16 protein-coding genes are annotated in these 20,484 nt (G+C 68.7%); 8 read left to right on the top strand and 8 right to left on the bottom strand.

What is annotated here, in order from left to right; all coding sequences use genetic code 11:
* The first annotated feature begins 2 nt into the window (after window positions 1-2).
* The 3 genes from V2J85_RS14845 (at window position 3) to V2J85_RS14855 (ending at window position 6,660) form a co-directional block, all read left to right on the top strand.
* Window positions 3-2,765, top strand: coding sequence for a bifunctional YncE/alkaline phosphatase family protein (locus V2J85_RS14845; protein WP_330821840.1), 2,763 nt, complete (start codon window positions 3-5; stop codon window positions 2,763-2,765).
* Between the two features lie 265 nt (window positions 2,766-3,030).
* Window positions 3,031-3,255, top strand: a complete 225-nt coding sequence (locus V2J85_RS14850; RefSeq protein ID WP_261958167.1) for a mersacidin/lichenicidin family type 2 lantibiotic — start codon at window positions 3,031-3,033, stop codon at window positions 3,253-3,255.
* A 15-nt stretch (window positions 3,256-3,270) separates the two neighbouring features.
* The gene (locus tag V2J85_RS14855) at window positions 3,271-6,660 is read left to right on the top strand and encodes a type 2 lanthipeptide synthetase LanM family protein (RefSeq protein ID WP_330821841.1); all 3,390 of its coding nucleotides are present in this window, start codon (window positions 3,271-3,273) and stop codon (window positions 6,658-6,660) included.
* A gap of 39 nt (window positions 6,661-6,699) precedes the next feature.
* Here the strand turns inward: V2J85_RS14855 and V2J85_RS14860 are convergent, their stop codons facing one another.
* Window positions 6,700-7,161 (bottom strand): hypothetical protein, encoded by a 462-nt coding sequence (locus tag V2J85_RS14860; RefSeq protein WP_261958165.1) that lies wholly within the window; start codon window positions 7,159-7,161, stop codon window positions 6,700-6,702.
* 250 nt (window positions 7,162-7,411) lie between these two features.
* On the opposite strand from V2J85_RS14860, the gene V2J85_RS14865 reads away from it, so the two are divergent.
* Entirely contained in the window at window positions 7,412-8,629 is a 1,218-nt protein-coding gene (locus tag V2J85_RS14865; protein WP_410011392.1) for a PP2C family protein-serine/threonine phosphatase, read from the top strand.
* A 240-nt stretch (window positions 8,630-8,869) separates the two neighbouring features.
* On the opposite strand, the gene V2J85_RS14870 is transcribed toward V2J85_RS14865, so the two are convergent.
* From V2J85_RS14870 to V2J85_RS14880, 3 genes are all read right to left on the bottom strand, one after another.
* A complete protein-coding gene (locus V2J85_RS14870) occupies window positions 8,870-9,754 on the bottom strand; it encodes a hypothetical protein (protein ID WP_330821842.1) in 885 nt (294 codons plus the stop codon).
* Window positions 9,755-9,792: 38 nt separating this feature from the next.
* Window positions 9,793-10,260, bottom strand: coding sequence for a peptidase inhibitor family I36 protein (locus V2J85_RS14875; protein ID WP_330821843.1), 468 nt, complete (start codon window positions 10,258-10,260; stop codon window positions 9,793-9,795).
* 454 nt (window positions 10,261-10,714) lie between these two features.
* Window positions 10,715-11,494, bottom strand: a complete 780-nt coding sequence (locus tag V2J85_RS14880; protein WP_261958162.1) for a class I SAM-dependent methyltransferase — start codon at window positions 11,492-11,494, stop codon at window positions 10,715-10,717.
* A gap of 383 nt (window positions 11,495-11,877) precedes the next feature.
* Between V2J85_RS14880 and V2J85_RS14885 the strand changes: the two genes are divergently transcribed.
* A complete protein-coding gene (locus V2J85_RS14885; protein ID WP_261958161.1) occupies window positions 11,878-12,858 on the top strand; it encodes a S8 family peptidase in 981 nt (326 codons plus the stop codon).
* 387 nt (window positions 12,859-13,245) lie between these two features.
* Here the strand turns inward: V2J85_RS14885 and V2J85_RS14890 are convergent, their stop codons facing one another.
* Window positions 13,246-13,638 (bottom strand): zinc-binding dehydrogenase, encoded by a 393-nt coding sequence (locus V2J85_RS14890; protein WP_330821844.1) that lies wholly within the window; start codon window positions 13,636-13,638, stop codon window positions 13,246-13,248.
* Between the two features lie 173 nt (window positions 13,639-13,811).
* On the bottom strand, window positions 13,812-15,605 hold the full coding sequence (locus tag V2J85_RS14895; protein WP_419836780.1) for a coagulation factor 5/8 type domain-containing protein: 1,794 nt from the start codon (window positions 15,603-15,605) through the stop codon (window positions 13,812-13,814).
* A 523-nt stretch (window positions 15,606-16,128) separates the two neighbouring features.
* Here V2J85_RS14895 and V2J85_RS14900 point away from each other — a divergent pair.
* Entirely contained in the window at window positions 16,129-17,829 is a 1,701-nt protein-coding gene (locus V2J85_RS14900) for a cholesterol oxidase substrate-binding domain-containing protein (protein ID WP_261958158.1), read from the top strand.
* A gap of 249 nt (window positions 17,830-18,078) precedes the next feature.
* Window positions 18,079-18,570 (top strand): hypothetical protein, encoded by a 492-nt coding sequence (locus V2J85_RS14905; protein ID WP_261958157.1) that lies wholly within the window; start codon window positions 18,079-18,081, stop codon window positions 18,568-18,570.
* A 162-nt stretch (window positions 18,571-18,732) separates the two neighbouring features.
* On the opposite strand, the gene V2J85_RS14910 is transcribed toward V2J85_RS14905, so the two are convergent.
* Together V2J85_RS14910 and V2J85_RS14915 are read right to left on the bottom strand one after the other, a co-directional pair.
* Window positions 18,733-19,062, bottom strand: coding sequence for a branched-chain amino acid transporter permease (locus tag V2J85_RS14910; protein ID WP_261958156.1), 330 nt, complete (start codon window positions 19,060-19,062; stop codon window positions 18,733-18,735).
* A complete protein-coding gene (locus tag V2J85_RS14915; RefSeq protein ID WP_261958155.1) occupies window positions 19,055-19,726 on the bottom strand; it encodes an AzlC family ABC transporter permease in 672 nt (223 codons plus the stop codon). The genes V2J85_RS14910 and V2J85_RS14915 overlap by 8 nt, the downstream gene beginning before the upstream one ends.
* Window positions 19,727-19,866: 140 nt before the next feature.
* Here V2J85_RS14915 and V2J85_RS14920 point away from each other — a divergent pair, with 140 nt between their 5' ends.
* The gene (locus V2J85_RS14920) at window positions 19,867-20,322 is read left to right on the top strand and encodes an Lrp/AsnC family transcriptional regulator (RefSeq protein WP_261958154.1); all 456 of its coding nucleotides are present in this window, start codon (window positions 19,867-19,869) and stop codon (window positions 20,320-20,322) included.
* Window positions 20,323-20,484 lie beyond the last annotated feature (162 nt).

Below are 20,484 nucleotides of genomic sequence, written 5' to 3' on the forward strand. Positions count from 1 at the left end.
CCATGCAGGTCATACGCCGCCGTCGGCATGACGGGAACGACCGTTCCGGCCCTCTCGACAGACGCGTCAGCCGCTTCAGCCGCCGCAGTGCCCTGGCAACGGCCACCGCGGTCGCCCTCGCCGCCACCGCCGGCATCGGCTATGCCCAAACGCACCAGTTCGGCACCGCCCAGGTCGGCCAGAACACGGCAAACGGCCAGGTCATCTCCAGCGACCAGTACATCGCCCCGTACGGCGACCGCCTCGTCATCGACAACGGCAAGATCATGTCGTCCTCGGTCAGCCCGGACGGCACCCACATCGCAGCCTCGCTGACCGACGGCGGAGCGGCGCTGGCCATCGTCGACCGCGAGAACTGGAAGGTGCAGCAGCTCGTCAGCGCCTCCGCATCGTCGAACCCGCGCATCAGCAGCAACTCCGTGGGCCAGGAAGGCCCCACGTACTCGCCCGACGGCAAGCAGCTGTGGCTGGGCCAGACCGACGGCTACACCAAGTTCACCGTGAGCCCGGACGGCAGCGTCACCAACCCGACGTTCATCCGGATCCCGGCGGACGGACCCAAGCGCGCGCTGGTGGGCGAGCCGGTGTTCTCGTCCGACGGCTCCACCGTGTACGCCGCGGTCAACGGCCAGAACAGGGTCGTTGCCCTCGATGCGGCGACCGGGGCCATCACACACAGCTGGGACGTGGGCAACGCCCCGCGTGACATGGTCAAGGTCGGCGACAAGCTCTACGTCAGCAACGAGGGCGGCCGTCCGGCCAAGCCCGGCGACACCACGATCAACTCCTACAACACCCAGGTGCCTGCCAACCCGAAGACCGGTGCCACTACCACCGGCACGGTCAGCGTCATCGACCTGGCGAAGCCGGATGCCGCCGTCGGGAGCATCGACGTCGGTCTGCACCCGACCGCCCTGTACGCCAAGGGCGGGGCACTGTTCGTCACCAACACCGCCACCAACAACGTGTCCGTCATCAACACCGCCGGCGACAAGGTCGTGCAGACCGTCGCCACCCGGCCGTGGCCGGAGGCGTCGGTGGGTTACGAGCCCAACGCGGTGACGCTCACCGACGACGGTCATCTGCTGGTGACGCTCGGCCGCGCCAACGCGGTCGCCGTGTACAGGTACAAGAGCCCGCAGGAGCCGGTCAGTTACGTCGGTCTGCTCCCCACGGACTACTTCCCCTCGGAGATCGCCACGGTCGGCAACCAGGTACTGGTCTCCAACACCCGTGGTATCGATGCCCGTCGTCCCAACCCCAGCGGCGCGCACGGCACCCACGACACCACCTCCAGCCTGCAGCGGTTCACCCTGCCGGACGACAGCGTCATCAGGTCCGAGACGGCCAAGGTCTTCAAGCAGAACGGCTGGATGGGCCACTCGGTCAAGAAGACCGACGGCAAGAGCGACACGAAGCCGGTAGCGGTCCCGCAGCGGCTCGGCGCCCCCTCGACGATCAAGCACGTCTTCCTGATCGTCAAGGAGAACCGGACCTACGACCAGGTCTTCGGCGACATGCCACAGGGCAACGGCGATGCGAAGCTGGCGCAGTTCGGCGAGAACGTGACGCCGAACCAGCACGCGCTGGCCAAGCAGTTCGGGCTGTACGACAACATGTACGACATCGGCACGAACTCCGCCGAGGGCCACAACTGGCTGATGCAGAGCGACAATCCGGAGTACACCGAGTCCTCGGCCGGTGAGTACCAGCGCAGCTACGACACCGAGAACGACGCTCTTGGCCACCAGAAGTCCGGTTTCCTGTGGACCGGTGCGCAGGCGGCGGGCAAGTCCGTCAAGGACTTCGGTGAGTTCCAGTCGGTGGAGAGCAAGCCGTCCGGAGCGTCCTGGCAGAACCTGTACTGCGACGCCAAGACCATGGACGCAACCGGGCAGCGCACGGCCTACCCCATCAACACCGGGTCGGCGATCCCCTCGCTCAACGACGTGTCGGTGCCCGGCTTCCCGATGTTCGACCTCGACGTCCCGGACATCTACAAGTACCAGATCTGGAAACAGGACTTCGAGAAGAACGGGCCGGCGAACCTGAACATGTTCTGGTTCTCCAACGACCACACCGGTGGTCCCGCGAGCCCGTCCGCCCAGGTCGCGGACAACGACCTCGCGGTCGGCAAGATGGTCGACAAGATCTCGCACAGCAAGTACTGGAAGAACTCGGCCATCTTCGTCGTCGAGGACGACTCCCAGGCCGGCCTCGACCACGTCGACGGGCACCGGGCCCCGATCCAGATCATCAGCCCCTGGGCACGGCACGGCAAGACCGACAGCCACTACTACACCCAGATCACGATGATCCGGACCATCGAGCAGATCCTCGGGATCCACCCGATGAACCAGAAGGACAGCGCGGCCAGCCCCATGAGCAGCGCCTTCACCCCCTACCCGGACACCACCCCGTTCAAGGCGCAGCCCAACCGCGTCCCGCTCACCGACGGCCTGAAGACCCTGCCGCCCTGCGGCCCGGACACCCCGGCACCACAGAACCCCCAAGCAGCGACCGTCGCGCCCGCGAAGGTACCCGCGGACAAGCAGGACCTGGCGGCAATCTGGGACAAGTGGAAGTCCAAGCAGCGGCTGACCGGCCCCCACGCCGTCCCCGACTACGCCAACCCCGCCCAGATGAACCACCTCACCTGGTACGAGACGCACAACTGGAACAAGCCGTACCCGGGCGAGAACAAGATCTACGCGCCGAAGGATGTGCCGGGGGCGTACCTTCCTTCCTCCGAGAACGACGGCTGATGTCTGCCGGAGACTGAGGAGCGACTGGCTTCACCGCGGCCTGGACCTGAGCGGTCCGGGCCGCGATCAGCCCGGAACGCAGCCGCTCCGGGCCGTCGGGTCGCCTTCTTCTGACCGCCGCACGTGGAAAGCTGGCGGGTCGACGGCGTGCGTCCGCAGTCAACGGGTGTGCGCTTCCGGTCAATGACTCCCCGGACTGCCTCCGATGACACTACTGGGCGACAACGAACGCCGGCCATCGAGAGAGGGCAGCATGTCGATATCCATGGACACAGACACCATCATCCGCGCCTGGACCGATCAGAGCTTCCACGACTCCTTGTCCGAGGAGGAGATCCGCGCCATCCCGGCCAACCCCGCCGGGGAGTTCCAGGAGATCCTCGCCTTCAACGGCACGCACGCGATCGAAGCCAGCACCGTGTCCATCGTCTGTATCACGTCGTGCATGTTCACCTTCGGGTACACCTCCGACAACTGCTGTGCCGGCTAGCGGAGTTGCGCTCCCGTGTCCGCGTCGCATTCCGGCCCGCCTGTTCGTCTCGACGCCCGCGCGAGCCACTGGTATCTGGCAACCCGCCTGGACGAACGAGTCGCTGCCGGCAGCGCTGCCCTCGGCGACGCGGGCCACGCTGCCGCAGCCAGGAGGCTGGATGCCCTCCGCGAGCAGTTCCCGTATTCCGATGACGAACTGTTCACCCGCATGCTGCGGCAGCGAGGCCTGACCCCACTGGACTTCGCAGCGGTGTGCCAGGAGACCGCGGAAGAAGTACGCATGCGCTTCGCGCAGCCTCCGCCGTGGTTGTCGAAGCTGCACGGAATGCCGCTGGTGGGAACCGCCGACGCCCCGTTCCTGGCGTCGGCGCCCGGCTTGCCCGGCGCTCAACCCGGCCACCGGCAGGACCGAATGGCCCGCCTCCTCGGCTTCCTCTCCCCCGTCTTGGAGCGCGGAATCGACACTCTCACCACCGGTGTGCGGGACATCCTGCGCTCCTCCGGCTCGGTGACAGACGCTGACCGGATGGGTGAACTACTGGCCCGCACCTGGCCCCGGCGGGCCCTGACTCGCTTGGTGCTGCGCGTGTTGATCCTCGAGCTCAACGTGGCACGGTTGCAAGGGAAGCTCACCGGCACCGACAGCGAGGCGCGGTTCGCCGAGTTCGCTTCCTGGCTTTCCGATCCCGTCCGCTGCCCGTTGCTGTGGGAGAGCTACCCGCTCCTGCTCAGGGAGTGCTGTGCCACCGTCGATGCCTGGGTCGCCGCTCGGCTGGAATTCTGTTCCCACCTGTGCGCGGATCGGGAGTTGGTCGACGAGCTCGCACCGGCCGCCGGCGCGAGGGAACTGACCGATGTGGCGTTCGAAGCCGGAGACGGTCACCGCGGCGGGCGTTCGGTCGGCATCCTGACCTTCGCCGACGGGGGCAAGGTCGTCTACAAGCCCCGCTCGCTCGCCGTCGACCAGCACTTCCAGGCTCTGCTGAGCTGGGCGAACGATGAAGGGTTCGAACCGGCCTTCCCGGTGTTGCGGGTGGTCGGCTGCGGCGACCACGGGTGGTCGCAATGCGTCGCGCCATCGGACTGCACCGATCCTGAGCAGGTCGGGCGTTTCTACCGCCGGCACGGTGGCTACCTCGCCCTCGCACATGCCCTGCGCGCGACGGATCTGCACTTCGAGAACGTGATAGCGGCCGGCGAGTTTCCCTACCTGGTCGACCTCGAGGCGCTGTTCGGCGCCGACCTGCACCGTGCGGGCGGCAGCAGTGACGAGGTCGCCTCCGCACTCACCGCCTCGACCGTGCTGGCAACCGGTCTGCTCCCCAACCCGGTCGTGTCGTTCGATGACGCTGACGGCGGACGCACAGACCTGTCCGGCATGGCCTACCGCCCCGGCCAGTTGACGCCCGGCAAAGTGGCGACCTGGGCGGATCCCGCCACGGACACGATGCGTATCGTCCACCGCCGGATGCCGATGGGCGGGTCCCGGAACACCCCTTCACTCGCGGGCCGGGCCGTCCTCCCCACCGATCACGTCACACAGGTGACAGCCGGCTTCGAAGCCATGTACCGCATCCTCCACCGTCGGAAATCCGAGCTCGCCAGTCCCGGCGGGATGCTGGAGAGCTTTCGCGGCGACACGGTTCGACGGGTGTTGGAGGCCACCGAAACGTACAGCGCCTTCCTCTGGGACAGCTATCACCCCAACCTGCTGCGCAACGGGGTGGATCGAGACCGGTACCTCGACCGCACACTCACCCGATACGACTCTCTGCGCGTCGGTCCGTCCTTGGCGGCCAGCGAGCGACGCCAGCTGGCTGACGGTGACATACCCCTCTTCACCAGCACTGTCGACGGGCGCGGCCTGACCGGGGGTGAGGGAACGGTCATTGATGACGCCTTGGAGACGACCGGCCTGCAGGCCGCCCGCGATCGCATCATGGGTCTCTCCGCCGCTGACATGGAGCACCAGCAGTGGGTGATCAGGTCGGCATTCGCCTGCGTGGCAACCGAGGAACTCCACTCGTCCTGGCCGGTCCACACCGTCACCACCACCGACCACAACGTTGCGCCGAGCGCCCTGATCGACCATGCGCGCCGCATCGGTGGCAAGCTCCTGGCCTCCGCGGTCCGGACCGCGGAGGAGATCGGCTGGCTGGGCATCTGTCCCTCCGGTCCATCGGCCTGGCGGCTCGGCCCCACCCTGTCCGGCATGTACTCGGGCGCGGCCGGGATCGCCTTCTTCCTGATGCACCTCGGGCTGGTCACGGGCAACGCCGGCTACACCGAGGCCGCCGCCGACGTGGCCCGATCACTCGCCCGCCGGGTACGACGCAACAGCGACCTGCCGCCTCCCCCGGCCGAAGTGCCGGCCCTGGGCTTGACCGGAGAGGTCGACGGCGGGCTGTACTTCGTGGCGCACTGGTCAGCAGCCACCGGTGACCTCGGTCTCCTGGCGGACATGATCGACCACGTGCTGCCCCGGCTGAGGAAGACGGTGCGGAGGACGACGGCATCGGACCTGGTGGACGGGCTCGCCGGTACTCTGATGGCCCTCAGCGCCGCGCATCACGTCCTGCCCAGCGATGCGGTCGCCGAGGTGATGGAGCAGTGCGCGGAAGCCGTCGTCCGAGCCAGGACCCTCCTCACCGTCGGGGCGGGCTGGGCCTTCACGGCAGCCGGGGACAGGCCGCTGTGCGGAATGTCGCACGGGGCGTCCGGCATCGCACTGGCCCTCGCCCGCTGTGCGCAACGGCTGGGAACCACTCGCTACGACGAGGTCATCCAGGACGCTCTCCGGTACGAGGACAGCCTTGTCGATCCCGAACGGCGATGCTGGCCCGACCTACGGCCGGCAAGCGGGGATCGCACCATGACAGCCTGGTGCCACGGCGCACCGGGGATCGGGACCGCACGGGCGACGCTGGCCGCGTACGGCGACCCGGGCATCGCGAAGGCAGCGGCCGCCGGCCTCGAGACCGCGGTGGAGGCCACCTTGCGGCACTACGGTGACGCCGGTGTCGTCACCGTGCGCAACCTCTCCCTGTGCCATGGTGAGCTGGGCAATCTGGACTTCCTCGCCACGGCGACCCGCGGCGTGGACAACCCCGCGGCTCGGATCGTCACCGCCCGGCTAACTCACGCGGTATGCGCAACCCTGGACGAACGCGGGCCCATATGCGGTGTGCCCGAAGGCATCAGCACTCCCGGGCTGATGACCGGCATCGCAGGCATCGGCTACGGCCTGCTCCGTTCCGCGGCCCCCGATCGCCTCCCCGACGTGCTCTCCTTCGAACCGCCCAGGCCGGCCCATCTGACGGCCGGTGTCACCGGTCCGAAGACGAGTGCTGACCGCCGCAATGGCAGCGCTCGGCCCCCATCAGGCCCAGGCACCGACGATTGACCGGGCTTTGACCCTGCATACGGCCGAGGAGATCACCCGTCATCTGGCCGACCTGGGCTGCCAGGACGTGCGCGCTGGTGCAGTCACCCCGGCGGCCTCCCGCACACCGCCGGCGAACACGGCGCACGTGTACGCGATCACAAGGGCCGTCCACTCCCAGGAGGCAAACACAATCACTGGTACGACGAACATCGAATGGACGGCGGAGACGACAAAGGCCGCCCGCGCCCAGCCTCCGCCGGTCACCCGCCGACGTACGGTCGCCCAGTGACGCCACCAGAGTCCGGCGGCCACCGCGGCACTGCCGGCCATCACGGCAGCGCCCAGCCGGGCCACATCAGCATCGGTCACGCTCTCAGGGTCCAGTGCGGGCGAGCCGGTCATGTGCACGCTCAGTGCGACCGCAGTCCATCCGAGGGCCACCGCGCTCAACAAGGAAGTCAGAACTGCTGCGCGCCGCCGGGACCAACTGGCTCCGGAATGCATGGAGTTCGAATTCATGACTCATTCTAGCCACCGCTCGGAACAGGGACGCGATCACGAGCCTCCCCCGGGGATTCCCCCGGGGGCTGATGAAGGCCGGCCCATGATGGCCGCCGCACGAAGTGTGCCCGGGTCGGTCTCAGCTCGCCGCCCCTGGCCACCGCTCCCCCCTCGCCGCAGCCCGCACCCGGCACCCGGCACCCGGCGGCCGGCACGATCATGCCTGACATGAGAGATTGGGATCGGTGTGAGAGTGGGCACGGAAGGGGTGATCCCCGTGTCGGACCAAGCACACGCGTCCGCCGGTCCAGACACAGCCGTCGACGAGAGCCGCCTGGAAGAACTGATCATCGAGGCGCAGACAGCCCTGCCGTTCGAACTGCCCGCCCTGGCGAACCGGTGCGCCTCCGCCCTCGGCCTGGACGCTGCGCTGATCTACCTCGTCGACCTGCAACAACAGTTGCTCATCCCGCTCGACGAGGCCATGGAGCCACTGCCGGTGGACCGCTCGTCGGCCGGCTGGGCGTACCGCACGGTCTCCCCGCGGGTGGCCGAGGCCGATGACGGCATGATCGTCTGGCTGCCGCTGGTCGACGGTGCGGAGCGGCTGGGCGCGCTGGCGGTGCGGACTGCCTCGCTCGACGGGGCGCGGATGCGCCGCAGCCGCATGCTGGCCCATCTGCTCGCCATGCTGATCACCTCCAAGCGCGCCTACAGCGACTGGCTCGCCGGCCTCGCGCGCACCGCCACCATGCGGTTGCCCACCGAGATGCTGCGGGCCTTCCTGCCACCCCACACCGTCGGCAGCAGAAGGTGCGTCTCGACCGCGGTCCTGGAGCCGGCATACGACGTCGCCGGTGACGCCTACGACCACTCGGTGGTCAAGGACATTCTGCACACCATGATCCTCGACTCCATGGGGCACGATCTGGCCGCCGGCCTGACCACCTCGGTCGCCATGGCGGCGGCACGGAACGCCCGCCGCGGCGGTGGGGACCTGGCCGATGTCGTCGGCTCCGTCGACCAGGCGCTTGCCCAGTGGCTGCCCGACCACTTCTGCACCGGCGTGCTGTGCCGGCTCGACGCGGTCACCGGGGTACTGCAGTGGGTCAACTGCGGTCACCCGCCGCCGCTGCTGATCCGTGCCAAGCGGGTGCTCGACGGCGTGCTGGACAGCCCCCCGCAGCCTCCGATCGGCCTGGTCGGAGAACTCGCCCCGGCAGCCCGGAAGGTCCACGAGACGACACTGGAACCGGGCGACTGCGTCCTGCTCTACACCGACGGTGTCGTAGAGGCTCGCGACGCAGACGGTGCGGAGTTCGGCCTCGGCCGGTTCACCGACTTCATCATCCGCTCGTCCGCCGCCGGTCAGCTCCCGGCCGAGGTGCTGCGGCTGCTCATCCACGCCATCCTCGATTACCAGCGCAATCAACTACGGGACGACGCGACCATCCTGCTCTTCGAGTGGCGCCCGCAGCACCGGTGACGCGGTGGTGCACCGAGCCTCGCTGTGCTCGTACACCGTCTTCGGCCGGAGCGCGCACTCGGCCGGCACGTCCGGGGCCATCGCGAGCTGCTCGGTGACGAACGCCTCCGCCGGCGCCGGCGCTGACACCCCACCTGGTTCGTCCGGCAGTAACGTGCCGAGCGAGCATCCGCACCGTCGCCCACCCCGCCGCGCCGCACAGCGCCGCACAGCAGCCGGCGCGCGGGCCGTGCGCCGCAATCAGGCCCCCCTCTTGGCTGGAGCGGCCAATACCCGGCGGGCGCGGGTCACCGCTGACTCCCAGTCCTGGGTAACCGACTGCAGCGTTGACAGGTCGCGAGCCGAGAGCCTGCTGACTTGCCTCCTGCGGGCGCGCAGAAGCTCGGCAGGCAGGTGAGTGCGGCTCGCACACTCACCGTCGGAAACGGCCACCGCTCTCTCCAGGCGCTGAAAGCGCGCGCCCTTCGCTCCCCGCTCGTGCTCCAGTTGCAGGCGAGCCACCGCGGCGTCCGGGCTCGCGTACGTGTAGCCGGCCTGCGCCATACAGGCGCGCCACCGGACAAGAGCGGCTCGGTATCCGGTGTCCGTCAGCGCCTTGCGACTGGTCTGGTCGTCGAACTGCTGGGGTATGTAGGAGACCTCAGCCCACGTGTGCACGTCTCCGGCCAGTGCCGTACGCGCACGTGCGACACAGCCGGCGGTGGGAACGGTGGCCGTTGCCTTCCCCTTCAACGCGACACCGGTCCTCGGCATCCCCGGCCCGAACTGCGCGCTTCCGAAGCGCTGCCGGTCCTCGGCGGACAGAGAGGACGCGTACGCGTTCGGGTTCCCGGCCGCGGCGGAACTGTCATGGGCCATCGATATTCCGTAACCGCGTCGCCTGCGGGCAGCCAGGTCGATGGTGGCGGCCTCGTTCTCGGGTGACGGCAACGTCACCTTCGGGGCGGCCGGAAGGTGGAACCCGGCCTTGCTCAGGCATGTGCGATCCAACTGGTCGAAGGCGGCCTGGAGTTGATCCGCACCGGTTGGCCAGCGGCCCGATCTCGTGGCCACGTCCGTCATCGCGGCGGACACCGGCGGGCCGGTCGGCTGCGCGGAGGTGCAGCCGACCAGCCCCGCAGCCATGGCACATCCCGTCAGAAGCGCCGCCGCTGCTCTACTGATCACCTTGGAGTGCACCAGTGGTTGGAACTGATCGACTTGTCGAACGACGGGTCGTTGTAGCCGCCCTCCGATACCGGGGCCGCGAAGTCCCACACCGCGTCACCGAGGGACAAGCTGTGGTATCGGCCGGTGTAGCCGGCGCCGGGCCAGAAATAGACCGTACACAGCGTGCCGCCGTTCTGGATGGAGTTGATGCAGTCGTTCCAGTTGTGGTTCTTGCAGCCAGTGCTGTTGTAGAGCTTCGTGAAATCGCTGTTGTTGTCGGTGACCTCGCCCAGCGTGCCTATGCCGTACTTGTTGGGCCAGAAGCAGGCGGTGCCGCTGTACGTCCTGCAGCCGCCGTCCTGGACAGTGTGTGGCGCTGCCGCCTGGCGCTGAGCGGCGGAGGCCGAGGACGTGAACGCCGTGGCCCCGGCGACGAGGGCGACGGAGGCCAGACTCGTCGCCGCGCACTTGCGTAACCGCATCGTGTTCTCCCGTGTCGTTGATGGGAACGAGGAAGAGCGAACAGGCCGCTGAGACTCATGGGCACACCAGGCCCAAGGTTCCGAAACCGGATCCCCGTCATCGCCGGAGGTTTCGGATTTCACCACCACGATGTACCGCTGTCGGATCCACACCGGCCTACGCCGTTCCGCGGCTGGACCAAGGGGATCGCTAGAAGGTCCGTGCCCTCCCCCGTCGGACAACCCGAGTATGGCCGGCCCGCCCCGGCCCGGACCACGGCTCGCGAACCCTTGGCACCACCACGGGACGGCCCACCTCCTGACCAGGCCGGATCCACGCACCACGGACATCTTCCTGGGACACCGGCCCTCTCTACGGGCGCCGCCTTGCACCCGCCGCGCCAGGCGGTGCACACACTCGCACCACGGTGCACCGCCAGGCGGACCGGTCAGACTCGGGTCTCGACCTGATGCTTCACAGCCGCCGGACGCGCAGCGCGCCGGTCAGCATCGGGAGAGTGAACTCGCCGCCGGCGGTCTCCGGTCTCCCCGCGAGGAATGCGCGGATCCGGCCCAGCGTGGCCTCGCGTTCCTCTTCCGGCATGACGAGCATCCCCGCGCGCGTCGCGAGGGTCGCGACGAGAGAGTCGGCGGTGCGGCGCTGCCCGTGGGGGAACTCGGCCTGCTCCGGCGAGCCGAACCGGGCGGCCACGCCAGTCTTCGGAAGGTGCATGTCCGCCGTCGCAGCGCGCCAGCTGGTGGGCGTGTCGCGCGGGCCGATGGCCGCGCTCCCGCTGATCCGCGCGAGCCCGGCAACCCACTCGACCTGGTCGTCCATGAGGTTCCACAGGCCGCCCAGGAGGCCGCCGGGTGCGAGGACCCTGGCGATCTCGGGCCCCGCGACAGCCATGTCGAACCAGTGCATGGCATTGCCGGCCAACACGGCATCGACGGAAGCGTCCGGCAGCGGTATCGCCTCGGCACTACCTGACAGGGCACGGACGGCCGGCAGCGAGCGGCGCAGCTCGGCCAGCATCTCCGGGTCGGGCTCAACCGCAACGACTTCGGCACCCAGCGCGACCAGCGTGGCGGTCAGCTTGCCGGTGCCGGCGCCCAGGTCGAGCACGCGTGGGCCGGGCGCGGGTGCAAGCGCCCAACGCACCGCGGCCTGCGCGTAGTCCGGACGGTGCTCAGCGTATGCGGCCGCCGCTGCACCGAACGACGAGGCGTGACATAGCCGTTCATCTTGATCCATCCGGCAACGCTATCGACGCAGCTGGCGGCCAGCTACCCCCTCACCACTTCGGCGACGGCCACCCGATGACTCAGCACGAGAACGCACGACTTGGCCTCCCACAGGCGAATGCAACGAGCGCGAGGGGCAGCGCTGCATGGATCGGGGCTGGGGGCGGATCGTGAACGTCCCGCCGGAACCGCCCTCCCTCCGTGGTCGTCTTGTGCGCTGACTGTGTACGAAGCAGGGATATGGGGGACGTAGTGACGCGGAACGTGACGAAGGCCGGTCTCATAGTGGTGGCCATGGCGACGGTGCTCGGGGCCTCGGCCTGCCGCGCGGAAGCCGGCGCCGCGGCCGGAGGAAGCGGCGAAACGCACCCCGCGCACGGGAAGGGGACGTCCATGGCCTCCGGGGGCAGGGCCTCGTCCGGCTCGGCGCCGGTGTCTCCCGGCACCGTGGGGAAGTCGTCCGGTATCGCGCAGACCGCGGCGTCGCCCATCACCCGGCACGTGCCGTGGAACCTGGACATTCTGGACCAGCGGTCGCGGCCGCTGAACGGGAATTTCACCACCACCGCCACGGGCAAGGGCGTTCACGTGTATGTGATCGACACCGGGATGGACGTCGCTCACAAGGAGTTCGGCGGACGGGCGCGCCTCGGCGCCGACTTCGTGGGCCCGAAGGACTCCGGTGACTGCTTCAGCGAGGCGGGGATGGGCCATGGCACCTTCGTCGCGGGCATCATCGGCGGCACGAGATACGGGGTGGCGCCGAAGGCGGAGCTCGTACGGGTCCAGGGCATCCAGTGTGAGAGCGAGGGCGGCGGCTCCCCGGCGGCGGCCGAAGCGGCCTTGGTGAAGTCGGTCAAGTGGGTCACCGCGCACGCGCAGAAGCCTGCGGTGGTGAACATGTCGCTCAACCTCGACCACCGGTCAGCCGCCCTGGAGTCCGCCGTGAAGAAGATGGTCGACGCGGGGATCCCGACGGTGGTGTCGGCCGGCAACTTCCATGACGACGCCTGCAAGCACTCCCCGGCCGGCGTCCCCGGCACGATCGTCGTGGCGGCCTCCACCTCGAACGACCGCGCCTGGAGCGACGGCGGCTCCTACGGATCGGGCTTCGGACGGTGTGTGGACCTGTACGCCCCCGGCCAGAAGGTGACCGCCGCCCTCGCGGGCGGCGGTACGACCACGGACAATGACGGCGCGACGTCCTGGGCCGCGCCCCATGCGACCGGCGTGATCGCGCTGTACCTGTCGGCACACCCCCACGCCACGGCCAACGAGGTCCACCTCTGGCTCGACCACACGGCCACCCGCGGTGTCGTGCGCGGCGTCCGCTCCGATACCCCCAACCGGCTGCTCAACGCCGGCGGCCTCTGACCTGCCCCGGCCGCCCCGGTCGCACGGTCGCCAAGCGCCGCGCCGTACCGGAATGGCGGGCGCAATTCGCGTGGCCAGGACGGAGGCTAGCCGCGCCCAGGCGATCTTCTTGGCGCGGGCTGCGCCGGTGATACGTGCCGCGTCGACCATGAGCTCGTCGCGCAACGTTCGGATCACCGGCAGGGCCGCGAGGTGGACCTGCCATATGAGGGGATGCCCTACCCGTACCGTGCGCCGCGGCCCGGCCGCCGTCCTCGGCGCACGGCACGCCCCGCCGAGTGGTCACCGCCACTGACAGCCCTCAAGTGGTGTTGTCCGCGGCCTCGCCGGGGGCCGACCCAGGGTCCGCCCGGAGACGACGAGACCGGGAGGCGGTACGAGCAGCGCTTACCCGCCCGCCGAGTCGAAGTGGATCAATGGCTTGATGATCCCTCCCTCCTTCGAGGCCATCATCGTGAATGCCCGCTCGATCTCGTCGAAGCCGAACTCATGCGTGGTCATCGGCGTGGGATCGACTTTCCCGGTCTCCATCAACCGGAAGATCCGCCGAAGCCACCCCCTGCCTCCGCGGTTGAACCCGCCGTAGACCTGCTTGTCGGACATGCCGTATCCGAACGGCTCCAGGGGGATCCGCAGCGGCTCGGGGGACTCGCCGTGGTACCCGACGTTGGAAATGCGCCCGCCCGGCTTCGTGACCCGGAAGGTCGCCTCCCAGGGTTCGGGGATCGACTTGGCCATGACGCCGACCTCGCCGACCTTCCGGAGGACAAACGCTTTCACGATGGCTTACCTGCCGTTCGCTGCAAGTGAGTGGCTCACCTCATCGCCTTTCCCGCCCCAGCGCGCCCGACGGTGGTCAGCGCGGCACCTGCCACCCGTTCGGGCGCACCGGATCCCCGGCCCTTGGCGACGTGGCCACGGGCCGGGGGCCTGGCCTTCGTAGGCCGTGGTGGTCAGGGGTAGGAGACCACCGTGGACGGCACCGTCGAGGTGCCCGAGGTGGCGGCGCCGACGTCGTTGATCACGTGCTCGTACTGGCCCTTACCGCCCAGCGAGACCACGAGCAGATCGTGGAACTTCACACCCGGCTTGTGCGGGGCCTCGAAGCCGTGGTCCTGCCGGATGGTGGGATCCACGTTGTAGTAGCAGTAGCTGCCCAGGCCCCACCCTTCGTGGGTGGTCACCGTGTCGGCGATCTTGTACGCGGCGAAGCCCTTGGTGTTGCCGTTCTGGACCGCGGCCTGATTGGGCGCGTCGTACGCCTTCTCGTTCTGGAAGAAGACCGTACGGCCCCGCTCGCCGCGCCACTCCACGTCGTACTTGTTGAAGTGCTCGACGAACAGCCCTGTGGCCAGGACGTCGGCACCGTTGACGCGGATGCCGTAGTCGGCGCGGTTGGTCTCCCAGCCCACCCCGTCCCCGTGGTCGGCGCGCCAGACCCAGGTGTGATCGATGATGGTGTGGTTGCTGTTGATCACCATGCTGGTGGTCGCCTTGCCGGGGCCGGCGCCGCCGATCCGTACGAAGACGTCCTGCACCGTCGTCGGATTGGCCGCGTGGTCCGCGGAAGCCCCGTCGGGGCCGACCTCCAACAGCGTGGCCGAGTTGACCGGGCCGGCGTCGATGAGGAACCCCGCCAGGCGCACCCCGTCGACGTCGGCGACCTTCATGGCGGTCACCCCGTTGTCCGGCACGATGGTCGCGTATCCCAGCCCCAGGACCACGGTGTTCGCCCGCTGCACCTCGATCGGCCGGTCGACATGGTAAATGCCGGGCGTGAGAAGCAAGTTGAGGCCCTGGGCCAGTGCGGCGTTGAGGGTTGCCGCGTCGGTGCCGGGCTTGGCCAAGTAGAACTGGCTCAGCGGAAGGGACTCGCCCCGCGGTGTGCCGTTGCCCCAGGTGGTGCCGCGGGCGTTGACCCGCTTCTCGGGGAGGAACACCCGGTAGTCGCCGCCCGCGAGGTAGAGGAAGGGCTTTTCGCGCGAGATCGGAGTGGTGTCCAGGGTGGTGTACGGCGGGTCGGGAAACGTCTGCCCGGGGGCTCCCTCGACCCCGGAGAACACCATGTTCCACACGGCGTTGTGCCAGCCGCCCACCGAACTGTCGCGCGTGTACCACTGCTGTTGGGAGTACGGGCCGACCGTGCCGTCGATCCGGCTGTCTGCGATGTACCCGCCGCTGGCCCAGCCGTAGCCGTCGGGTGCCAGGTTCAGTCCGCCCTTGACGTGCATCCGCCGGAACGGTGCCGCCTGCGCGACGGCCCACCGGTTCGTGCCGTTGACGGGGATGAGCGCAAGGTTCTCCGCCGAGCGCCAGAAGTTCTGCGTCGCATTGCCGTTGAACCAGCCGGCGTCGACGGTCACATCGCCGTTGATGGTCGTGTCGTCGGGCGACAGCCCCAGGCCCGCGATCGAGGTGTAGAAGCCGAGCTGGGCGTTCAGGCCGTTGTACGTGCCCGGTTTGAACAGGAGGGCGTACCTGGCGGTGCCGAACTGGGCCGACTCCTGCTGCTTGAAGATCTCATCGAGCTTGCCCTGGATGTTGGGCGTGGCGGGGTCGAAGACCAGCACGTTCGGGCCGAGGTCGCCGCCGCCGGGCAACGCAGCGGCAGCGGGCGCCGCGGAGGCTCGGGAGGACAGGACGGGCAGTCCGGCGGCGGGGAGTGCGGCCGCCATCGCGGCCAGGACTGTGCGGCGTGAGGGTCTGGATGTGCGGTGAGCGGTTGCGTCTGCGGGGGGTGTGGGCATGGAAGCTCTCCTGATTCGGATTCAGGAAGTGAACTGATGACGTTCATGGGAGCGCTCTCTTGCTCGTTGCATGTTCACCATGTGTGAATAGCGCGTCAAGGGTTCTGTCCAGAGTCGCGGTAAGTCCCCGCTGATGTACCGTCAATTAGCTGGTGCTTTGGGCAAGTTGCTAACCATTTAACCGCGGCCGTAGGCCAGCCTGCCGACCGCGATGAGCTGACCGCTGCGTATTCAGGAGGTGTTGAGAAGCAAGAGGCCCGTCGATCCCACGCTTCCTCCTGTCGGCGACCGCACCTCACTCCCCCGCCGTGATCCGAAGGCCCAGGCCCCAAGCAAGAAGGAAGGAGCGGAGGCTGCGCTCGCAGGTCAATGCAAGGCGTGGCATGGCATGGCCATTGCACCTGACGGCCCGTCACCCTACACTCCCCGCACCCCCACCGCACCGGGGCGCTCGTACGGTCTCACTCCTACGATCCCGTGCGCGGTGCAGCGGGGCGGCGCGCCGCGTGCCGGAAGGACTGCCATGTCCGACGACAGCGCTCGAAGAACTTCCCTCACCCGCCGCACACTCCTGACCGCGACCGCCGCTGCGGGGCTCGCCGCGGCAGCCGGTCTGCAGCCCTCGCATCGCATCCCCGCGGGCAGCGCCGCGGCCACCCTCACCCCGCCGCCCGGCTTCCCCGCCGGCATCCCCCTCTCCCAACAGGCCTTTCGCAACTGGTCGTTAGAGATCCGCGTCGAGGACGTCTGGACCGCTTCGGCCCGTACCCCCGACGACGTGGTGACCCTCGCCAACTGGGCCCACGAGCACGGCTACCGTCTCCGAGCCCGAGGCAAGGGCCACACCTGGTCACCGCTGGTGGTACCCGCCGGCGCCGACACCTCCCGCACCATCATCGTCGACACCACCTCCCACCTCACCGCGGTCAGCGTCCGCGGCGGCACCCCCGGGAGCGTCACCGCGCAAACCGGGGCGACCCTCGACACCATCCTCGCCCGCCTGGAGGAGTCGGGGCTCGGCCTCGCCACGACCACTGCGCCCGGCGACCTCACCATCGGCGGGGTGCTCGCCATCGGTGGCCACGGCACCGGGCTGCCCACCGCCGGCGAACACCCGCCCGCGGGCTCCGGCTTCGGCACCCTGAGCTCTCTGGTCACCTCTCTCACAGCCGTGGTGTGGAGCGCGGCGGAAGGCCGCTACGCACTCCGGACCTTCACTCGCTCCGACCCCGACATCCGTGCCTTCCTCGTCCACCTGGGCCGCGCCTTCATCACCGAAGTGACCATGACCGCCGCGGCCAACACGCGTCTGCGCTGCCGGAACTGGTACGACGTCAACGTCGCCACCGTCTTCGGTCCCCCCGGTACCGGTGGCCGGACGATCAGCTCCTATGTTGCGGGCACCGGACGCGTCGAGGCGATCTGGTTCCCGTTCACCGATGTGCCGTGGCTGAAGGTGTGGAGTGTGGCACCGACCAAGCCCCTACTGGCCAAACAGCTCGACGCGCCCTACCCCTACTCCTTCGCCAACCGTGTCACCGAGGACATGTCGGCGTTGCTCGGCGAGATCGCCGCCGGCGGGGGCGACAAGACACCTGACTTCACGAAGCTCGCCATGTCCATCGTCGGCTCCGGGCTGATCGTCACCGGCACCTGGGACGTCTGGGGCTGGTCGAAGAACAGTCTGCTGTACGTCGAACCCACGACACTGCGCATCGTCGAAGCCGGCTGGGCGGTACTGACCTCCCGGGCGAATGTGCAGCGAGTGGTGAGCGACTTCTACGGTCACTACAAGAGCGTGCTGGCCGCTCACCAGAGCCGCGGCTCCTACCCCGTCAACGGCCCGATCGAGCTCCGCATCACCGGCACCGACCCGCACGACGGCCCCTTCCTCTCGCCGGCCCTCGCCCGCCCCGACCATCCTGAATGGGACACCGTGGTGTGGCTCGACTTCGCCACCTACCCAGGCACTCCCGGCGCGGCCCCCTTCTTCCGCGAAATGGAGCAACGGATCTGGCAGACCTACACCGGCTCGTACGCGACCGTACGTCCCGAGTGGTCCAAGGGCTGGGCCTACACGGACAACGGCCCGTGGACGGACCCTGCCACGCTGGGCAACACCGTGCCGGCCGCGTTCAACGACTGGCGCACGGCCCGGAACACACTCAACTCCTACGATCCGGCTCGGGTGTTCTCCAACGCCTTCCTCGACACGCTGCTGTGACCGAACGCGATCCATCGAGGCGTGCGAGGCAGCGGCTGGCGGTGACGCACCATGGGGAGCAGGTGAGCGGCGGCATCGCCGCCGCCTGCCGCTCCTCCGGCATCAGCCGCCAGTGCTCTTGCACCGCTGGCTGCGGCGCTACGGGGCAGAGGGGCTGGAGCGGCGGAAGGACCGCTCCAGCTCCCCGCACCGGATGCCCACCTGATATCGGAGTGCGAACTGCCTCGGGAGAGTGTCACAGTCACTGTCGTGACCTTGATGGACGTACTCGTCGACTTCGCCCGCACTGGCCGGATCGGGCCCCTGAACTGCGGAATGACTCTGGCTGAGGCGGAAAAACTCCTCGGCCCGGGGCGCCCGCACCCCGCCCACATCATGAAGGGGCCCGATATCGACGGCTACCCGTACTCCTGGGACGGGCTGCAGCTGGTGGTCACTCAGCGGGCCGTCAGCGGGATCTGGATCAACCTCTGGCCCGGTTCGACCGCCCAACTTCCGCCGCTCGTCCTGCCTGATTCCGAGTCATGCGACGCCACCGTCCTCCGTGAGGAGCTGATCGCCGCCCTGGACAACGCAGGCTGCCGACATGCGGTCAACAGCGCCCTCACCTTCGGCCAGCAGGCAAGCCTCATCACCCAACCCGCTGACGTCTGCGCGGTTTTCAGCCTGCCGAGACGGGACAACCACGTGCCGCACCGTGATCGGCACTACCTCGACGTGATGCACAAACACACGGCTTGACATCGCTGATTCCACAGAATGATGCGGTTGGCGTGAGCTTCGACGGGACCTGAGTTCGGGGGGCGGGAAGGCCCGCGGTGACGGCCGGGGGGAGCCGCCGGTGCTCGCTGGTTCTTTGATGCGTTGGTGTCACCGCTTGCGGCGATCCGCTGCTGGAGCGGGTCAGTGTGCGAAGAGGGTGCTGGCCAGAGCGACGTTGACGGTGGTGCCGCCGATGAGGCTCAGCAGGGTGTTGCGGCGCCACAGGTGCAGTCCGATGGTGACGGCGAGTGCCACCAGGGGTGGGATGGCGCCTGAGTGGGGCAGCGGGAGATCGCGCAGGCAATAGGCGAGCAGGATCACCATGACGCCGGCCGGCATACGGGTGCTGAGGTACTGGACGGTCTTACTGGAGCGCAGCGGAGCCAGGACGGTGAAGGGCACGGCACGCAGGGCCCAGGTGATGGCGGCCGAGACCGCGGCGGCCAGGAGTAGGTAGCGGATGTCAGGCATGGTGCGACCTCTTGCCGGTGGCGAGGTGCCGGGCCAGGAGAGCGGCGGTGAACAGGGAAAAGGCCACGAGCAGCAGCTGCCCGGGGAAGAAGAGACGGGCGGCCAGCGCGCTGAACAGTGCGAGGACGGGGGTGGGCAGGTCGTTGCGGCGTTCGGCGACGGCGTCCGTGGCCAGGATGGCGAACAGGGCAGTCATCGCGAAGTCCAGACCGGTGATGCGGTCGGGTATCAGTGAGCCGAGCAGGGCGCCGGTGGTGGCACCGCCGACCCAGTACAGCTGGAAGATCCCCTGCAGCGACAGGATGCGTGCGCTGGACCATGACTGGGCCTGCCCGCCGGTGGTCATGGCGTATGCCTCGTCGGTCAGGGCGAAGGTGCTGTAGCCCTTGGCGAGGCGCCCGCGCACGCGGTGCAGGGGGAAGGACAGCGCGTAGAAGACGTGCCGGACGTTCACCAGGAATGCGGTCAGCGCGATCGTCGCCAGGGGCGTGGCCGCGACGGTCAGGCCCACGAGCAGGAACTCGAACGAGCCGGCGTAGACGACGGCGGCGAACAGCGGCGCGCACCACCAGGGCAGGCCGGCACGGGTGATGACCACGCCGAGGGCGAGGCCGAGCGGCAGCAGGGCCAGCCCGACGGAGGTGGAGTCTTTCAGGGCCGCCAAGGCCTCGGACGACGGTCGAGGCGGGGGCGCGGAGGTAGGACAAGGGCGATCGCCCACAGCGGTCGAATGCGCGTGCATGCCGCAATTTTAGAAGGGTTCTCGACACATTTGATTTCAAAAAATTCCTCTACCATGCACTTATGGGCAATGAACTCAGCCTCGATGGCGTAGATAGAGAAATCTTGTTTCATCTGAGCCAGGACGGTCGGCTGACGAACGTGGAACTGGCCAAGCGGGTCGGCCTGACCCCGCCACCGTGCCTGCGCCGTCTCAAGCGACTGGAGGAGGCCGGCGTCATCACCGGCTACCGTGCCGTCATCAATCCCGAAGCGGTCGGCCGCGGCCTGGAGGTCATGGTCGACGTCGAGGTCTACGCCAACGACCTCAAGACCATCGAGACGCTGGAGGAAACGCTGGCCTCCTACGAGGAAGTCATCGAGTTCCGCCGGATGTTCGGCCGCCCCGACTACTTCCTGCGCGTCGCCGTCGCCGACCACGCCGCCTACAACGCCTTCCTCACGGCCAAGCTCACCGGCCTCCCCGGCATCCTGCGCGTCGAGTCCCACCTGACCATGAAGAAGATCAAGACCGACTGACGTTCATGGTCCCGGCGGGTGCGGTGACCGCCATCCGCGTGCCACGCCATGCTTCGGCCGACGGCCACGCGGGGCTGCGATCCGACCTCGCGGCCGGGCTCAGGACGGTGCGCACCGCCCCGACGCGCCGCCGGTCATCGTGACGTGCGCACTCGCACTGAA

Source organism: Streptomyces bugieae, from assembly GCF_036352915.1.
GTDB classification, from domain to species: domain Bacteria; phylum Actinomycetota; class Actinomycetes; order Streptomycetales; family Streptomycetaceae; genus Streptomyces; species Streptomyces endophytica.

Excerpts from the sequence above, each read along its gene's own strand:
- V2J85_RS14845 (WP_330821840.1), top strand. The coding sequence starts at position 3 with ATGCAGGTCATACGCCGCCGTCGGCATGACGGGAACGACCGTTCCGGC.
- V2J85_RS14850 (WP_261958167.1), top strand. The coding sequence starts at position 3,031 with ATGGACACAGACACCATCATCCGCGCCTGGACCGATCAGAGCTTCCAC.
- V2J85_RS14860 (WP_261958165.1), bottom strand. The coding sequence starts at position 7,161 with ATGAATTCGAACTCCATGCATTCCGGAGCCAGTTGGTCCCGGCGGCGC.
- V2J85_RS14870 (WP_330821842.1), bottom strand. The coding sequence starts at position 9,754 with ATGGCTGCGGGGCTGGTCGGCTGCACCTCCGCGCAGCCGACCGGCCCG.
- V2J85_RS14875 (WP_330821843.1), bottom strand. The coding sequence starts at position 10,260 with ATGCGGTTACGCAAGTGCGCGGCGACGAGTCTGGCCTCCGTCGCCCTC.
- V2J85_RS14880 (WP_261958162.1), bottom strand. The coding sequence starts at position 11,494 with ATGGATCAAGATGAACGGCTATGTCACGCCTCGTCGTTCGGTGCAGCG.
- V2J85_RS14885 (WP_261958161.1), top strand. The coding sequence starts at position 11,878 with ATGGCCTCCGGGGGCAGGGCCTCGTCCGGCTCGGCGCCGGTGTCTCCC.
- V2J85_RS14895 (WP_419836780.1), bottom strand. The coding sequence starts at position 15,605 with ATGCCCACACCCCCCGCAGACGCAACCGCTCACCGCACATCCAGACCC.
- V2J85_RS14900 (WP_261958158.1), top strand. The coding sequence starts at position 16,129 with ATGTCCGACGACAGCGCTCGAAGAACTTCCCTCACCCGCCGCACACTC.
- V2J85_RS14910 (WP_261958156.1), bottom strand. The coding sequence starts at position 19,062 with ATGCCTGACATCCGCTACCTACTCCTGGCCGCCGCGGTCTCGGCCGCC.
- V2J85_RS14920 (WP_261958154.1), top strand. The coding sequence starts at position 19,867 with ATGGGCAATGAACTCAGCCTCGATGGCGTAGATAGAGAAATCTTGTTT.